The organism is Virgibacillus ihumii, assembly GCF_902726655.1.
GTDB lineage: Bacteria > Bacillota > Bacilli > Bacillales > Amphibacillaceae > Lentibacillus > Lentibacillus ihumii.
Genome location: NZ_CACVAN010000001.1, coordinates 3,622,042 through 3,638,633 on the forward strand (window position 1 = coordinate 3,622,042; position 16,592 = coordinate 3,638,633).

13 protein-coding genes, 1 pseudogene and 2 riboswitches are annotated in these 16,592 nt (G+C 41.1%); all 14 genes and pseudogenes read left to right on the forward strand.

What is annotated here, in order from left to right:
* Positions 1 to 315 precede the first annotated feature (315 nt).
* Positions 316 to 1,719, forward strand: coding sequence for a purine-cytosine permease family protein (locus tag HUX68_RS17950; protein ID WP_174616073.1), 1,404 nt, complete (start codon positions 316 to 318; stop codon positions 1,717 to 1,719).
* Between the two features lie 133 nt (positions 1,720 to 1,852).
* Complete coding sequence (locus tag HUX68_RS17955) at positions 1,853 to 2,365, forward strand: GNAT family N-acetyltransferase (protein ID WP_174616074.1); 513 nt, start codon at positions 1,853 to 1,855, stop codon at positions 2,363 to 2,365.
* Between the two features lie 278 nt (positions 2,366 to 2,643).
* Complete coding sequence (locus tag HUX68_RS17960; protein WP_174616075.1) at positions 2,644 to 3,462, forward strand: YitT family protein; 819 nt, start codon at positions 2,644 to 2,646, stop codon at positions 3,460 to 3,462.
* Between the two features lie 286 nt (positions 3,463 to 3,748).
* Positions 3,749 to 3,855: riboswitch (SAM riboswitch) on the forward strand.
* Positions 3,856 to 4,118: 263 nt separating this feature from the next.
* Positions 4,119 to 4,844 carry a phosphoadenylyl-sulfate reductase gene (locus tag HUX68_RS17965; protein ID WP_174616076.1) on the forward strand — a complete coding sequence of 242 codons (726 nt, stop codon included), beginning with the start codon at positions 4,119 to 4,121 and terminating at the stop codon, positions 4,842 to 4,844.
* A gap of 251 nt (positions 4,845 to 5,095) precedes the next feature.
* Positions 5,096 to 6,946: pseudogene (locus tag HUX68_RS17970) on the forward strand (assimilatory sulfite reductase (NADPH) flavoprotein subunit).
* Positions 6,947 to 7,019: 73 nt separating this feature from the next.
* Positions 7,020 to 8,750 (forward strand): assimilatory sulfite reductase (NADPH) hemoprotein subunit, encoded by a 1,731-nt coding sequence (cysI, locus tag HUX68_RS17975; RefSeq protein WP_174616077.1) that lies wholly within the window; start codon positions 7,020 to 7,022, stop codon positions 8,748 to 8,750.
* A 63-nt stretch (positions 8,751 to 8,813) separates the two neighbouring features.
* Positions 8,814 to 9,590, forward strand: coding sequence for a uroporphyrinogen-III C-methyltransferase (gene cobA, locus HUX68_RS17980; protein WP_174616525.1), 777 nt, complete (start codon positions 8,814 to 8,816; stop codon positions 9,588 to 9,590).
* A 17-nt stretch (positions 9,591 to 9,607) separates the two neighbouring features.
* On the forward strand, positions 9,608 to 10,384 hold the full coding sequence (locus HUX68_RS17985; RefSeq protein WP_174616078.1) for a sirohydrochlorin chelatase: 777 nt from the start codon (positions 9,608 to 9,610) through the stop codon (positions 10,382 to 10,384).
* Positions 10,385 to 10,390: 6 nt separating this feature from the next.
* A complete protein-coding gene (locus tag HUX68_RS17990; RefSeq protein WP_174616079.1) occupies positions 10,391 to 11,032 on the forward strand; it encodes an NAD(P)-binding protein in 642 nt (213 codons plus the stop codon).
* On the forward strand, positions 11,016 to 11,807 hold the full coding sequence (locus tag HUX68_RS17995) for a uroporphyrinogen-III synthase (RefSeq protein ID WP_174616080.1): 792 nt from the start codon (positions 11,016 to 11,018) through the stop codon (positions 11,805 to 11,807). Before HUX68_RS17990 ends, HUX68_RS17995 begins: the two co-directional genes overlap by 17 nt.
* A 67-nt stretch (positions 11,808 to 11,874) precedes the next feature.
* A riboswitch (SAM riboswitch) is annotated at positions 11,875 to 11,974 on the forward strand.
* A gap of 88 nt (positions 11,975 to 12,062) precedes the next feature.
* A complete protein-coding gene (locus HUX68_RS18000; protein ID WP_174616081.1) occupies positions 12,063 to 13,112 on the forward strand; it encodes a homocysteine S-methyltransferase family protein in 1,050 nt (349 codons plus the stop codon).
* A 156-nt stretch (positions 13,113 to 13,268) separates the two neighbouring features.
* Positions 13,269 to 14,390 (forward strand): methionine biosynthesis PLP-dependent protein, encoded by a 1,122-nt coding sequence (locus tag HUX68_RS18005; RefSeq protein WP_174616082.1) that lies wholly within the window; start codon positions 13,269 to 13,271, stop codon positions 14,388 to 14,390.
* On the forward strand, positions 14,387 to 15,586 hold the full coding sequence (gene metC / locus HUX68_RS18010; RefSeq protein ID WP_174616083.1) for a cystathionine beta-lyase: 1,200 nt from the start codon (positions 14,387 to 14,389) through the stop codon (positions 15,584 to 15,586). Before HUX68_RS18005 ends, metC begins: the two co-directional genes overlap by 4 nt.
* 216 nt (positions 15,587 to 15,802) lie before the next feature.
* Positions 15,803 to 16,588, forward strand: a complete 786-nt coding sequence (locus tag HUX68_RS18015; protein WP_174616084.1) for an ABC transporter ATP-binding protein — start codon at positions 15,803 to 15,805, stop codon at positions 16,586 to 16,588.
* Positions 16,589 to 16,592 lie beyond the last annotated feature (4 nt).

The window sequence follows — 16,592 nt, forward strand, 5'->3', positions numbered from 1 at the left end:
GTAAATTACGGGCTGAATCCTTCTAAATAACTTTCTAGTTTCTGGACGGTAGGTATAAGGCATGTCTTATATCTACCGCTCTTTTACTTCTTATTCCATTCCTTAAAATACAAGTTCTAGATCACACATCATAGTTAAGATAGAATAAGTATATCCATGATAGACAAATTTATTGGGCTTATATGACTAATTTTGCGAAAATATCAGATTTGATTATTGTCAACCATATAGGTATAATATTTAACATTGTGTTCTTTTGTGACCCCATTACAAAATATAAGGAAAAAATCACACCAGGAATAGGAGTTGATATGTATGAGATCTGTTGAATCTACAGATCGCAAAGTTACTGAAGAAGCAACAAGCGATGATTATTCATTAGGTAGAGTACCACGCGACAAAAGGAACATGGGTTGGCTCAGTATTACCAATATCACGTTTGGTATTGCAACAGCTATTTTCTATTTTCAAATGGGAAGTGTTATGGCACTCCAATTTGGTGCCATTAACGCCATTATTTCAGCGATATATGCCATCATTGTTGCCGGCATACTAGGAACGTTCATTGCCTATCTTTCTGCAAAATCGGGAATGAATGTGAATCTGCTATCAAGGGGCGGCGGGTTCGGTTATATCGGCGCATCTCTTACCTCCCTTATTTATGCCACGAATTTTATTATGTATTGTGCACTTGAGGGATTAATACTGGTTTCTGCAGTCCATAAGTTTTTTCCAGTAATTCCGGAATGGGCATTAATTATTTTCTTCGGTTCCATTGTTATTCCTCTGAATTGGTTTGGAATCAAGCAATTGGACAAATTACAAAAATGGTCACTTCCATTATTCGGCGTCTTTTTAATTGCTGCCATTGTTATGGCTGCATATACACCATCCACTTATGATGGTAATTTCTGGTCTTATATGCCAGAAGGAGTTCAAGTTGGCGGCACAGCATTATTGCTTTGTATCGGAATGCAACATGGTATTATGGGTTTAACACCATTACTCGCTTCTGACTACGCGCGGTTCCTTAAACCTAAGGATACAAAAATAGGTATCGTCGCAATAGGATTTATTCCCCAGATATTCTGTTTCGGTGTAATGGGTGGCTTAGGAATTTGGTTTGGTGTCCGCATGGCAGAGCCAAATCCTGGCGTGTATATTGTTATGCTTTTAGGTATTTGGGGCGCACTGTTTACGATGTTAACCCAAGTACGAATCAATATTACGAACATTTATAGTGGCTCTCTTTCGCTTTCAAACTTTTTCGAGAACGTTCTAAAATTCACCCCGGGGCGACGGTTTTGGGTTGTTATTACAGGTGTCGCAGCGATGGTTTTAATGCTAGGCGGCATTACTAATTATTTGGATACTGCCCTGACTTTCCAAGGCGTTTTCCTTATGACCTGGGCTGCGATTTTGGTTACAGATGCTGTTTTTGTAAAGAAAATATTGAAGATCGGTCCTGGCTATTACGAATCTGAGCAAAGGTACCTGTATAAATGGAATCCTGTAGGGGTAGGCTCTTTAGTCATCGCAAGCGGTTTAGGTACAATTGCTGCTTTGGGATATTTTGGTGCATTCCTCCAAAGTACAGCTGCATTTTTTGCAGCGATTCTTGCTGCAGTTCTTACAATTGGGATTGCTGCAGCAACGAAAGGGAAATATTATATCAAGAAAAAGAACCACGATATTGACAGAGAAGATTATATTGCATAATCATTGTACCCTCTATTAAATAGGGGGTATTTATTTTCGACACGTTTTTCCTTTTATCGAAGGCGTATGTTATGCTCTAAACGGGTGTGACGAACAAATATAGTATAAAGTATTATTGATTAAAGGAGCACTTATGATTATTCGATTATTGGAACCGTCAGATGCAGATAAATACTGGCAGCTTAGACTGGAGGCGCTCAAACAAAATCCGGAAGCTTTTGCTGTAAGTTATGACGAAGCGATGGAGAGGGAAAATCCCATAGAAAGTACAGCTCAACGGTTAGGAGAAAACTGTACGTTTGGCGCATTTAATGATGAAGAACTTGTAGGTATGGTAACGTTACTTCAGCAGCAATCACCGCTGAAACTCAAGCATAAGGCACACTTATTAGCGATGTATGTAAGCCCAAAAATGCGTGGGGAAGGTGTAGGGGAACAGCTGCTGGTGGAGGCAATTCATTATGCAGAATCAATTGGGGCGATAGAAATACTGCAATTAGCAGTAGTAACATCGAATGAAAAAACTATAAGACTTTATAAAAAGCTGGGTTTTGAAGTGTTTGGATTGGAAAAACGGGCACTTAAATTTGGCGATACATATTATGATGAAGAACTTATGGCCTTGTCTTTAAAAACAGAAAGCTGATAGTCTTGCTTTATAATTAATTTTTCCTACACTGTCCTGTATTGCTGTTAAATAAAGAATACGGGGCACTTTTTTGTCAGAAAATCTATCTATATACCTTGCCTGAAAAAAGTTAAAAATATTAGGGATTATATCCGTGAATGCGGTTATGCTGATGGATGTCGGACACCCCGGGTTATGCTTGAACAATCAATGTTCTATAAAATATTGACTTTTCATTGCTCGACCACTAAAATTCATTAAGTGTTTTTATCGAACCTGATGGGGGTGTCATCATCATGTATTATGTTTATAAATATGCAGTACTATTTGTATTTTCAATTGCTTTGGGATTTGCTTTTAATATGTTTCTGCTTCCACATGAAGTTTTATCAGGTGGGGTAACCGGGCTTGCTATGATACTCGGACTGCTTTCACCAATAAATTCCGGTATTTGGCTTGTTATTTTGAACATCCCTGTATTCATTATAGGTTTAATGAAGCTGGGAAAGGAATTCATTTGGAACAGTATCTTTTCAGTTTTTATCACGTCCGTTTCGATGCAGTACATTCCAATAATGAAGGTGACCGATGACGCCCTGCTGTCGGCAGTTTTTGGCGGAGTCATAACAGGTATTGCCATTGGCTTTATTGTACGATTTTACGGATCAACTGGGGGTGCCGATATTATTGGACTCGTTGTTACCCAAAAACGTGATATTCCGTTAGGTGTGTTGATTTTCGGTATAAACAGTACGGTCGTATTTATTTCCGGATTTGTCTTTTCCTGGAATCTGGCCATATTAACAATGGCCTCGATTTACATTACCGGAGTTGTCATCGATCGGGTTCATACGCGCCATATAAAATTAAGTTTGATGGTGGTAACAACTAAGGGAGAGGAACTTAAAAACGAACTGATTGGAAACCTGATTCGGGGAATTACCGTCATGACCGGATATGGAGCCTATTCCAATAATGAAAATAAAGTGCTCTATACCGTTATTACCCGTTATGAACTGGCATTGGTCAAGTCTCTCATTAAAAATGTTGATCCGAAAGCTTTTGTCAGCGTCAGTGAGACAAGTGAAGTAATAGGTAACTTTCGGAAATCATAAGTTTTTTCATACAGACGCACTTTCTTGGGAAAAAAGGAGGTGCGTCTATTTTGATTTTAAGTTGGATTCCCAAAATGGGAGAGGAGGGTACTGGAAAGCAGATCCCTCTAAATAAGAAACAATAGCTCTCAAATCATACATTAACTAAATTCCATCAAAAGTATTAATTACGGCAGAAATTATATAGTTCTAATGGTAGAAAATTGTATTAAAATTTATATTATTTTTGAAAAAGTCTTGACACTTGGAGCGTTTGAACATACAATAACACTCAATTAATTTAATAATCTTATCTAGAGAAGTTGAGGGAACTGGCCCTTTGAAGCTTCAGCAACCTCTGATAAATTCAGGAAGGTGCTAAATCCAGCAAGAACTATTCTTGGGAGATAAGAGGGTCGAATGCAGAAAAAATACTCTCTTTTCCCAGAAGACTGGAAAAAGGGGGTTTTTTAAATGCCTGGATAATATAGTGAAAAAACGTTCAGTATGGAAGAAGTTATGTAATAAGTTGGTATATTAATATATAATTGGTGTTAGTTTAGCATAAATTACAATTTGTTTTGGCTGAAATTATTTTTTAAAGATTAAGGTGAGTTTAATCCTGCCAAGATATTTTTTGTGTAAGGTTTAAATACTTTTTCATGGAGGGATAAACTGTGACGAATCATTCGGTTACTTACCGTAATTTCTCCGGTGACCCATTTAAAGATTTTCATCCTACAGATGATACCAATGGTGCTATTGAAGTTCTGGAGTGGACTTTTGAATCGTTCGGGGATTCTGTTGTATATGCATGCAGCTTCGGAGCGGAAGGTATTGTATTAATTGATTTAATTTCCAGGGTGAAAAAAGATGCGAAAATTGTGTTTCTCGATACAGAGATTCATTTTCAGGAAACGTATAATCTGATTGATGAGATTAAGGAAAAATATCCGGATCTTCGGATTGAAATGAAAAAGCCTGATTTAACGTTGGAGGAGCAGGCGGACCAATATGGATCAGCTCTGTGGAAAAGAAATCCGGATCAGTGCTGCTTTATTCGAAAAGTAAAACCTCTCGAGGAGGCATTGACGGGTGTTCCTGCGTGGATATCCGGACTTCGAAGAGAACAGTCACCATTACGCAGTAAAACTGATTTTGTCAATAAAGATGAACGTTTCAAATCGATTAAAGTTTGTCCGTTAATTCATTGGACGTGGGATGATGTATGGGATCATATTCATTTGAATAACTTGCCATATAATGAATTACACGACCAAGGCTATCCAAGTATTGGATGTATACCATGTACGTCACCGGTAACAGATTCTGGTGATTCCCGTTCTGGAAGATGGAAAGGTTCCAATAAAGAGGAGTGTGGACTTCACACAGTTGGAAGGTAAGGATTTTTTAAGCAGTTAAGAAAATTTAAAATCCTTTCTTACTGCATAAGTGCAACTATTGCTGTCACCCAAAGGCTTGGTGACAACCAAGTTTTCTAATGAAACGCTCATTTTTTATTGTTTAATTCCGACTAATCTACTAAAAATACTATGAAATTAGATCAAACATGATTTTCATGGTTATGGAAGGTTATGAATGATCACAGACAAAGGAAATAACAACAAAATTAAATGTTATGAGGTGAATATCTGTGCAGTTACAAGTAACGAATAGTCCGTTTGATCAGGAACAAGCAGATAACTTAAATCATCTGTTGCCTACATTGACAGAAGCACAAAGGATTTGGCTGAGCGGGTATCTTGCGGTTCCAGTTAATACGAAAGCACCGATAGCTGCAAGTTCTGTTGAAACGCCGGATACATCAGTATCTGCACAAAATGCTCAACAGGCAGCTACCCGTGAGGTGACGGTACTGTTTGGATCGGAGACTGGTAATGGACAACAACTTGCTGAGGAAATACTTCAGAAATTGGAAGAGCAGAACATGAAAGCAACGATTTCAGCGTTAGATGATTTCAAACCTAAGAATCTCAAGAAAGTCCAGGATTTGCTGATTGTCACAGCAACCCATGGTGAAGGTGATCCACCGGATAATGCCATCTCATTCTATGAAACCCTTTATAGCAGGAAAGCACCAAAACTGGAGGATGTGCGATTTTCTGTACTCTCTCTAGGGGATGAATCCTATGAATTTTTTTGTCAGACCGGAAAGGATTTTGATAAGCGTCTTGAGGAACTTGGGGGAGAACGCTTGTATCCAAGGGTTGATTGCGATGTTGACTTTGACGAGGGTGCTTCAGAATGGATTGAGGGCGTTTTTGGGGTATTACATGAGTCACAGACGGATCACCCTGCAGGCGAATCTATTCAGACAGGGCAGCATGGGAAAGAATCCCTGACAAAGGATCAGCCTGTTTATTCACGGACAAATCCATACAGGGCTGAAGTGCTGGAAAATTTGAATTTGAATGACCGGGGCTCGAATAAGGAAACCCGACATTTGGAGTTATCCTTGGAAGGTTCCAATTTCGACTTTGAACCTGGCGACAGTGTGGGTATCTTTCCGGAAAATGATCCCCATCTCGTGGACCAACTCATACTAGAAATGAATTGGGATCCGGAAGAGACTGTTCCGATAAACAAAGAGGGGGAGGGGCGAGCTCTTCGCAACGCGTTACTTACAAATTTTGAGATTACCAAACTGACAAAACCATTATTGGAAAAAGCAGCACAGCTATTCGAGAATGATCGTTTAGGCAAATTTTTGTATCCGGAACATGAGGAAGAACGAAAAGTTTATCTGGAAGGACGGGATTTGCTTGACTTGATAAAGGATTTTGCGTTACAGGGAGTATGTCCTGGTGAATTTGTACAAATATTGCGGAAGATGCCGGCGCGTCTGTATTCGATAGCTAGCAGTTTTCAGGCTAATCCGGATGAGGTGCATCTTACCATTGGAACGGTTGCCTACCATGCACATGGAAGAGACAGAGCGGGTGTATGCTCCGGACAATGTGCATTACGTGTGTAACCTGGTCAATATCTTCCGGTTTATGTCCATCGCAATCCCAATTTTAAATTTCCTTCCGATGTGGATATACCGGTTATAATGGTTGGACCCGGAACAGGGGTAGCACCGTTCAGATCCTTTTTGGAAGAACGGGAGGAGACAGAAACTAACGGAAAGACCTGGCTATTCTACGGGGATCAGCACTTTTCCTCCGATTTTCTTTATCAGGTGGATTGGCAGCAATGGCTGAAGGACGGTATTCTGACCAGGATGGATGTTGCATTTTCTCGTGATACTGCCGAAAAAGTGTATGTACAGCACCAGATGCATAAAAACAGCAAGGAACTCTATCAATGGATAACGGAAGGAGCCAATATCTATGTGTGCGGCGATGAAAAAAATATGGCAAAAGATGTGGAAGCGACCTTATTGAAAATCCTTGAACAAGAGGGAAACATGAACACCGAGCAAGCAGCAGGATATCTGAAGGACTTGCGCCAGCAGAAACGGTATCAGCGTGATGTGTATTAATTTAGTTTTGACGTGATAAAACGATGTCATAGTGCGGAACGAATTTTAAATAGATATTGAAAGGAGCATAATTATGGCAGAACATAACTTTCCCCGGGATAATGGACCGCTTGATGCGTTGGAACACTTAAAAACAGACAGCAATTATCTGCGGGGGACAATAAAGGAAGGGCTTGGAGACCAAATTACCGCAGCGATTTCTGAAGATGATACCAAACTGTTAAAGTTTCACGGCAGTTATCAGCAGGATGATCGGGATATCCGAAGTGACCGGCGTCGCAAAAAGTTGGAACCTGCTTATCAATTCATGATCCGTGTTCGTGCCCCCGGTGGTGTGGCTACTCCCGAGCAATGGCTAACACTGGACGATATTGCCAGTAAATATGCGAATGGAACGTTGAAATTAACCACCAGGCAGTCGTTTCAATTTCATGGAATTTTGAAATGGAACCTGAAAAAGACGATGCAGGAAATCAATGCGTCGTTAATGAATACACTGGCAGCTTGCGGGGATGTAAACCGGAATGTCATGTGTAATCCAAACCCTTACCAATCCGATGTACATTCAGAAGTATATGGATGGTCCAAGGAACTTAGTGAGTATCTTTCGCCAAAGACCAATGCGTATCACGAAATCTGGCTGGATGATGAGAAAGTGGTCGATAGCAGGGAAGAAGAGACAGAGCCAATTTACGGGTCATCGTATTTGCCGCGTAAGTTCAAAATCGGCATTGCGGTTCCGCCATCTAATGATGTTGATATTTATTCGCATGATCTGGGCTTCATTGCGATTTTGGAGGATGGCGAGTTAAAGGGATTTAATGTTGCGGTTGGCGGTGGTATGGGAATGACACATGGTGATACCAACACATACCCGCAGATCTCCCGGGTGATAGGCTTTACGCCGGCAGAAAAAATTATTGATGTAGCGGAAAAAGTGGTAACGATTCAACGTGATTACGGAAATCGATCCAATCGGAAAAATGCCCGGTTCAAGTATACAATCGATACCGGTGGAATTGATTGGTTTAAAAGTGAGCTGAATGAAAGATTAGGATGGAATCTGGAACAGGAACGCACATTTAACTTTGAACATAATGGTGACCGATATGGTTGGGTGAAAGGGAATGGCAGATGGCATTATACCTTGTTTATTCAAAACGGACGTGTCAAGGATACCGAGAATTATCCACTTATGACTGGACTTCGGAAAATTGCGAAGATCCATACAGGGGACTTTCGCCTGACCCCGAACCAGAACCTGATTATTGCAAATGTAACCGGCCAAAAGAAAAAGAAGATTGATGCATTAATTGAAAAATATGGAATCACGGAAGGAAAAGAGTATTCTGCACTGAAGCGGAATTCCATGGCCTGTGTAGCTTTTCCAACGTGCGGGCTGGCTATGGCCGAATCAGAACGGTATCTTCCTTCATTGCTTGAAAAAATGGAAGAAATCCTGGATGAGGCCGGCCTTAATGAACAGGAAATCACTATTCGTATGACGGGATGTCCGAATGGGTGTTCACGCCCAGGCCTTGCCGAAATTGCATTTATTGGAAAGGCACCTGGAAAATACAACATGTATCTGGGAGGCGGTTTTGCCGGTGAGCGTTTGAACAAATTATACCGGGAGAATATAGGAGAAGCGGAAATTCTAAAAGATCTCCGTCCGATTCTCATTGAATACGCGAAGGAACGGCAGGAAGAGGAGCACTTTGGTGATTATGTCATTCGTGCCGGCTATGTGGAAGAGGTTTATTCAGGACTTGACTTTCATACGACAAATCTGGTGAAAAAATAAACCGTGCTGATTAGATTGTTTCATGACGGTCAGTTATGCAGGCATGAAGGAGGATAAGTTATGATGGGAAAGGTTTACTTGGTAGGCGCCGGGCCCGGTGACCCAGACTTAATCACGGTGAAAGGATTAAAAGCTATCCAACGAGCGGATGTTATTTTATATGACCGTTTAATCAATGAAGAATTGTTGGAAAATGCTCAGACAGGGACAGAATTGACGTATTGCGGAAAGCTTCCCGATCGCCATTCCCTGACACAGGATGAGATCAACCAACTGCTCTGCCTACATGCGAAAGAAGGAAAAACGGTAGTTCGGTTGAAAGGCGGGGATCCGTTTATTTTTGGAAGAGGCGGCGAAGAAGCGGAAGTGCTATGGTGGCAGGGGGTTACCTTTGAAATTATTCCGGGAATCACGTCCGGATCGGCTGCACCTGCATATGCGGGTATCCCATTAACACACCGTAATTTTAGTTCGTCGGTGGCCTTTGTCTCAGGAGCAGGTAAAACGGATGCTGCTTCCGAAAAATACTGGAAACATCTCGCACAGGGAGTTGATACGCTTTGTATCTACATGGGAGTGAAAAACCTCCCTTATATTTGTAATCGGCTCATTGGTTATGGGCGGAAGAAAGAAACACCCATCGCTTTAGTACACTGGGGCACAACCGAAAAGCAGCAGACAGTGACTGGTACATTGGAGAATATTGTCGAGAGGTCTGCGGCAGTAAAGAACCCCTCCATCATCATTGTTGGAGAGGTCGTTCGATTAAGAGAGAAGATTAACTGGTTTGAGGAGAAGGCAATTGCTGAGAGTAAGCTGGCTGGAGCAACTACAGGGTAGATTTGGGGGAGAATAAAGTGCAGGGAATACTATATGTCAGTCATGGCAGTCGTATTGGGGAAGCAACAACTGAGGCAGTCTCATGTATCGAATCGGTAATCCGGCAGGTTAACTTTCCCCTTCAGGAAATATGCTTTTTGGAGCTTGCAGCGCCAACGGTCGGACAAGGTATCAAAAATCTTGTAAACCAGGGCGCTTCAAAGATTTCCGTCATACCTGTTTTGCTGTTAAGTGCCGGGCATTACTATAAAGATATACCTGATGAAATACGTAAGGCAAAATCCGAGTACCCTGAAATTGAATTTACGTATGGGAAGCCGCTTGGCGTGCAGGATCGCTTCATCGACATTTTGATAGAACGCATGGAAGAAACGGCAACACCAGTCAACCTGGATGCAAAGATTTTGCTTGTCGGCCGTGGCAGCCGCAATCCCGACACCATTATGGATATTAAAAGTATTGGAAGAAAGCTGGAACGAAAAACTGGCCTCAAACAAGTGGATATATGCTTTTTAGCGGCTTGTAATCCTTCATTTGATGAGGGGTTACAGGCTTCACTGGAAGAAAAACATTCTCAGGTTTTTGTTATGCCTTATTTATGGTTTACTGGGGTGCTTATGCGTTCCATTAAGAAAAAAATAGATGCATTGAAAGTATCGGATAAGCAAATCATATGCTGCAATCAGCTTGGTGGCCATGCAGGAATGATACAGGCTTTGCAGGAACGTGTTTATGAGTCAATACATAATCATGTTGATTTCGCCGCTCCAACACGCAAATCGGAAAGGGTTTGAAGGAATATGGCAGCAGTTCCTTTGATGATTGACCTAACTGAAAAAAACATAATCGTTATCGGGGGCGGATCTGTAGCCGAGCGCAGAATCCGTACCGTTATAAATAATGGTGCTAAGTTGACCGTGATCAGTCCTAAGATTAATCAAGGAATACATGCCCTGTGGACGGAAGGATGTTTGGACTGGAAAAAGAAGAAAGCTGAGGCTGGAGATCTTGATGATGCATTTCTGGTTATCGTGGCAACCAACGATGTAAAAGTGAATGAAACCATTATTCAGGCCACCCCTTCCAATGCTTTAATCAATAATGCAGCGGATGCTGACGAGGGAAATGTTGCATTTCCCTCATTTTTCAATCGGGGAAGATTGTCTATTAGTGTATCAACTAATGGGGCAAGCCCGATGCTTTCGGCAAAAATTAAAAATGATCTTCAGGCTGTATATGACAACAGCTACACAGATTATGTGGATTTTTTACATGAAAGTCGAAAGTTGCTGAAACAAACTTGTCTTACTAAAAATGAACAACGATTATTTTTAAAGGAGATTCTTTCTGATAAATTCCAGGATACGGATAATCAAAATAAATTGCTTAAATGTCTGGCAGACTTATCTGGAGGAGGGAAACACAATGAGCGGCCTGAATGACAAAAAAATTGGCGTTGCAGCTGCTCGCAACAGTGAAGCAATTGCAAAACTAATTCAAAATAATGGAGGTACCTCATTCATCTATTCCGTTCAGGGAGAGCAGGTGTTGGATGAAGAGGTCAGTAGAAAAAATGTATTGGATTTTATTCGTGACCCGTTTGACCAGGTTCTTTTAACGACAGGAATTGGACTGGAAACATTGGAAAAGGCGGCAAATGATTTGGATTGTCTTTCGGACTTTATCGGGAATCTCAGAAACTCGAAATTGGCTATTCGCGGCAGTAAAACAGCGAATTGGCTAAAAAGACATTCCCTCTCCCCCAAATTCGTTTCTGAAGATGGAACTATGGAAAGTCTGCTGGCACAACTGGCCCTCGATGATGATAATAATCGTTTGTTTTTACAGGCATACAGTCAGGATGAAGCAGTGTTAAAGAAGCAATTGGAACATCAAGGATATGCTGTTTATCTTTCCAAACCGTACGAGTACATGGAACCGGATCTTACTATAATGACTGCGTTAAGGAAGCAGATAATCACCCGCTCTCTCGATGCAGTTGTGTTTACCAGTAAAACGCAGATCCAAAATCTTTTTAAAGGCAGTAGTGAGGCTGAGGAACTTACAGCTGCTTTTCATGATCATGTTCTGCCGGTGGGGGTGGGAAAAGTAACCACAGCCGAATTGAGAAAGAATGGAGTAACCACTGCTTTCCATCCGGGTAAACCGAAAATGGGAGCCATGATTGTTGAACTGGCTAACTTTTTTTCACATTAAAAATTGTCTTGACTTTTAAAAATACTGCGTGTATTGTATATAGTAATCAAAAATTGAATTCCTGATATTCTTATCAAGAGAGGTAGAGGGACTGGCCCTGTGACGCCTCAGCAACAGACTATTTTGTACTGTGCTAATTCCAGTAGCGTGAAGCTTGAAGATAAGAAGAGTATTTAACACACGGTCAACCCTCTTCTTATTTAAGAAGGGGGTTTTTTCGTGACTTCACAATTAAACTCAAAAGGAGGAAACATGATGAAGCGTAGTTTAGAAGAGCGTTTAAAAGAAGGAACCGTAATTGCAGGGGAAGGTTATTTATTTGAATTGGAACGAAGGGGATATTTACAAGCGGGTTCGTTTGTTCCTGAGGTGGCACTGGATAATCCTGAGGCATTAAAGCAGACATATCGGGATTATATGAATGCCGGTTCTGATGTTGTATTAGCATTTACATACAATGCTCATCGGGAAAAAATGCGTATTATTGGAAAAGAAGATTTATTAGAACCATTAAACAGAAATGCCATTCGCTTGGCAAAAGAGGTAGCCAAAGAGCATCCAAAAGAAGAAGCGTTGGTGGCAGGAAATATATCGAATACCAATATCTTTAATCCGGATGATCCGGAGTCAAAAGAAAAAGTCAGAAATATTTTTGCGGAAATGGTGAAATGGTGCAAAGAAGAAGGGGTCGATTTCATAAATGGTGAAACATTTTATTACCATGAAGAGGCGTTAATTGCACTGGAGGAAATCACTAAACAAGGTTTACCGGCAGTCATTACGTTTGGTTTAATGGGCGAGAATATTTTAAGGGATGGATACACTGTAGAGGAGTCCTGTAAAATACTTTCCGAAAGAGGCGCATTGGTCGTTGGTATGAATTGTTTCCGGGGTCCTGAAACGATGCAGCCATACCTTGCTGCCATCCGAAACAATGTGGATGGATATGTTGGTGGCTTGCCAATCCCATATCGTACGACAGAAGAACACCCAACATTCTTTAACTTGCCTGATGGAGGCTGCAGCTGCCATTTACCTACAGAAACAACATTTCCGACTGCTCTTGACCCACTGTATCATAACCGCTATGAGTTAGCTGAATGGGCAAGAGAAGCAAAAGATACCGGTCTTAATTATATTGGCTTGTGCTGTGGCGCATCACCAGCGATGCTGCGGGCAGTGGCGGAAGCTGTAGATGTTAAAACAATAAATTCAAAATACTCCCCCGATATGGAGAAACATTTCCTGTTCGGAACAGACAAGACACTTCAAGAGCACAATTTGAAGTATCGATTAAAAGCTTGAATGATAACATGATTCTTATCAAGAGAGACGGAAGGATTGGCCACGATCAGTGCTAAATCCAAAAGGTAGTAATTACCTGAATGTAAGAAGAACGTGTGCATTAGGGACCTTCTTCTTATAAGGGGGTCCTTCATTTTTTCGAAAAGGGTGAACAACATGTCAGCAAAAAGCATCGAAACCAAATTGGTGCAATTAGGTAATAAGTCTGACAAAACGACAGGTGCTGTAAATCCGCCTATTTATTTGTCAACTGCTTTTCAGCATGAGGGAATCGGTAAGTCCACTGGTTATGATTATACCCGTACAAAGAATCCAACACGCGCTATTCTGGAAGATGGGATTGCAGATTTGGAATCTGGTGACAGTGGCTATGCCTGCAGCTCAGGAATGGCTGCCATCCAATTGGTTCTTTCCCTTTTCCGTTCTGGTGATGAATTAATTGTTCCGGAAGATATCTATGGAGGAACTTACCGGTTACTTCAGCATTATTCAGATGTCTATGATATAAAGACAAGCTATTCGGAGTTTGTGAATGTGGACGCGACAGAGAAGTTAATTACTTCTAAAACAAGAGCTCTATTGATCGAAACGCCGACGAATCCTTTGATGCAGGAAATCGATATCAGACAATATGCCAATCTCGCACGTAAGCACAATTTACTGCTCATTGTTGATAATACATTCTTAACACCTTGCTTGCAGCGGCCGCTTGAGCTGGGTGCCGATATCGTTGTTCACAGTGCCACAAAATATATTGGCGGTCATAATGATGTGCTGGCTGGGTTAGTTGTTGCAAAGGGTGATGCCATCTGTGAAAAACTATCCGAAATCCACAACGCTTCCGGCGGTGTCTTGTCTCCATTTGATTCATGGTTGATCATCAGGGGGTTAAAAACTCTCTCGCTTAGAATGAGACAGCACGATGAAAACGCCCGGAAAATAACATCTTATTTATCAGATGAGCCATTGGTCCCCGACGTATTATACCCGGGAAAAGGCGGTATGCTCTCATTTCGTCTTCAAAAAGCAAATTGGATTGAACCGTTTTTGGAAAATCTGGAGCTTATAACGTTTGCAGAAAGCCTTGGTGGAGTAGAAAGTTTTATTACCTATCCCGCCACCCAAACGCATGCAGAGATTCCGGAAGCAGAACGAACCCGCCGTGGAGTCGACAACCGGTTATTACGCTTTTCTGTTGGCATTGAGCAAACAGAAGATTTAATAGCAGATCTGAAACACGTATTTTCCATACTGAAAAGGGAGGAGATTGGGATATGAGCATCGATAAAAAACAGTTGGAAACAAATCTTATTCATACATCGTCGGGGTTGGACGTTGAACAGAAAACGGGTGCTGTCAACGTGCCAATTTATTTATCCTCAACCTATCACCAGGAAAGTTTTGATGAATTTGGACCGTATGACTACAGCCGCTCCGGAAATCCGACAAGGCAGGCATTAGAAGGAAAAATAGCCAAACTGGAGGATGGGTCAAGAGGATTGGCGTTTGCTTCCGGAATGGCTGCAATTTCATCAGCCTTTATGCTTTTATCTTCAGGTGAGCATGTCCTGGTTTCCAGAGATGTATATGGGGGCACGTTTCGCTTTGTTACGGAGGTACTATCCAAGTTAAAAATTGAACATACCTTTGTGGATATGACGAATCTTAGTGAAGTTGCAGAAGCAGTTAAGGAAAATACAAAAGTCATCTACATCGAAACACCCTCAAACCCTTGTATGAACATTACAGATGTTAAAGGAGTCGTAGAAATTGCCAAGGCAAATAACTGTTTAACGTTTCTTGATAATACGTTTATGACCCCCCTTTACCAGAAACCGATTAAACTCGGTGTAGATGTGGTGCTGCACAGTGCTACCAAGTTTTTGTCTGGCCACAGCGATATTATTGCCGGATTAGCCGTAACAAAAGATAGAGAACTTGGCGAACGGTTAGCTTTTCTGCAAAATTCATTTGGATCCATTTTAGGTGCACAGGATTCCTATCTGCTGCTGCAAGGAATTAAAACACTGGGGGCACGTCTGAAGCAGTCATCTGAAACAGCACTCGATATAGCAACGTATCTGAATGAACATCCTTTAATCAAAAAAGTATTTTATCCTGGCTTGTCCTCACACTCAGGGCACACCATTCACGCGCGACAGTCCAAAGGTTCGGGGGCGGTTTTATCATTTGAAATCTCCGATGCAGTTGAAGCTAAAACATTTGTAGAACACATTCGCATCCCTATTTTCGCTGTCAGTCTTGGGGCGGTCGAAAGCATCCTGTCGTATCCAGCGAACATGTCACATGCCGCAATGCCAAAGCATGAACGCAAAACTAGAGGTATAAGTGATGGATTATTCCGATTCTCGGTTGGTCTGGAACATGTGGATGATTTAATTGCTGATTTGGATCAGGCTTTACATGCTGCATATGTACGAAGTTATGAAGCAGTTGGAGTGAGAAACTTTTAGTCATTAATGTGTTCGGTCGCTATTCCACGCTTCAAACAAATATGCTAGTTCTTCTGAAACCGGAAAAAGTAGATGTGAAAACCTTTTTAAGTAATTAATTTAAAAAGGTTTTCAATTGTTTAAATACTAAGTTGTTTTTTTGAACTAAATATTATAAAATAACATACATATAAAACCAACTAAGTAGATAGGTTTTAAAGGGATAGGAGGGATATTTTGAACGATGTGCCAGTGATCCAAATCGGGAATTTACATAAGAGCTATGAAAATAAAGGAAAATCAGAACAAGTATTGAAGGATATTAACCTTAACATCCGTAAAGGTGAAACGATTGCCATTTTAGGAAAAAGTGGTTGTGGAAAAAGCACGCTCCTTAATTTAATAGGGGGGTTTTTAACTACTGATACGGGTCAAATTCATTTTAAGGGAGAAGAAGTAACGAAACCAGGCAGGAAAATTGTGATGTTGTTTCAGGATTACGGGCTGCTGCCATGGCGTACTGTATTAAAAAATGTGGAGTTGGGTTTGGAAAATACAGATTTATCATCAGATCAGCGACGGGAAAAGGCTCTCTATTATTTAAATATGGTTGGATTGGATGATAGGCTTGATCGGTTTCCATCCCAATTATCGGGTGGAATGCAGCAGCGTGTTGCTATTGCGCGTGCTCTTGCGATTGAACCCGACGTGCTTTTAATGGATGAACCGTTCGGCGCTTTGGATACATTTACACGTTATTTCCTGCAGGATGAATTACTGAAGATTCAAAAGCAAGCTGAAACGACAGTCATTTTAGTTACCCACGATATTGATGAATCTATTTATCTTGCTGATCGTGTCGTGATTATGGGGTCAAATCCTGGTCAAATCATACGGGAGGTACCAATAGATACATATAAACCAAGGGATCGAAGCGGAGATGACTTCCAACATTTTCGGAAGCTTATTTTAAATGAATTTGAATTGATTCACTCTAAACCGTCAATTGAATTCAATATTTAAACAA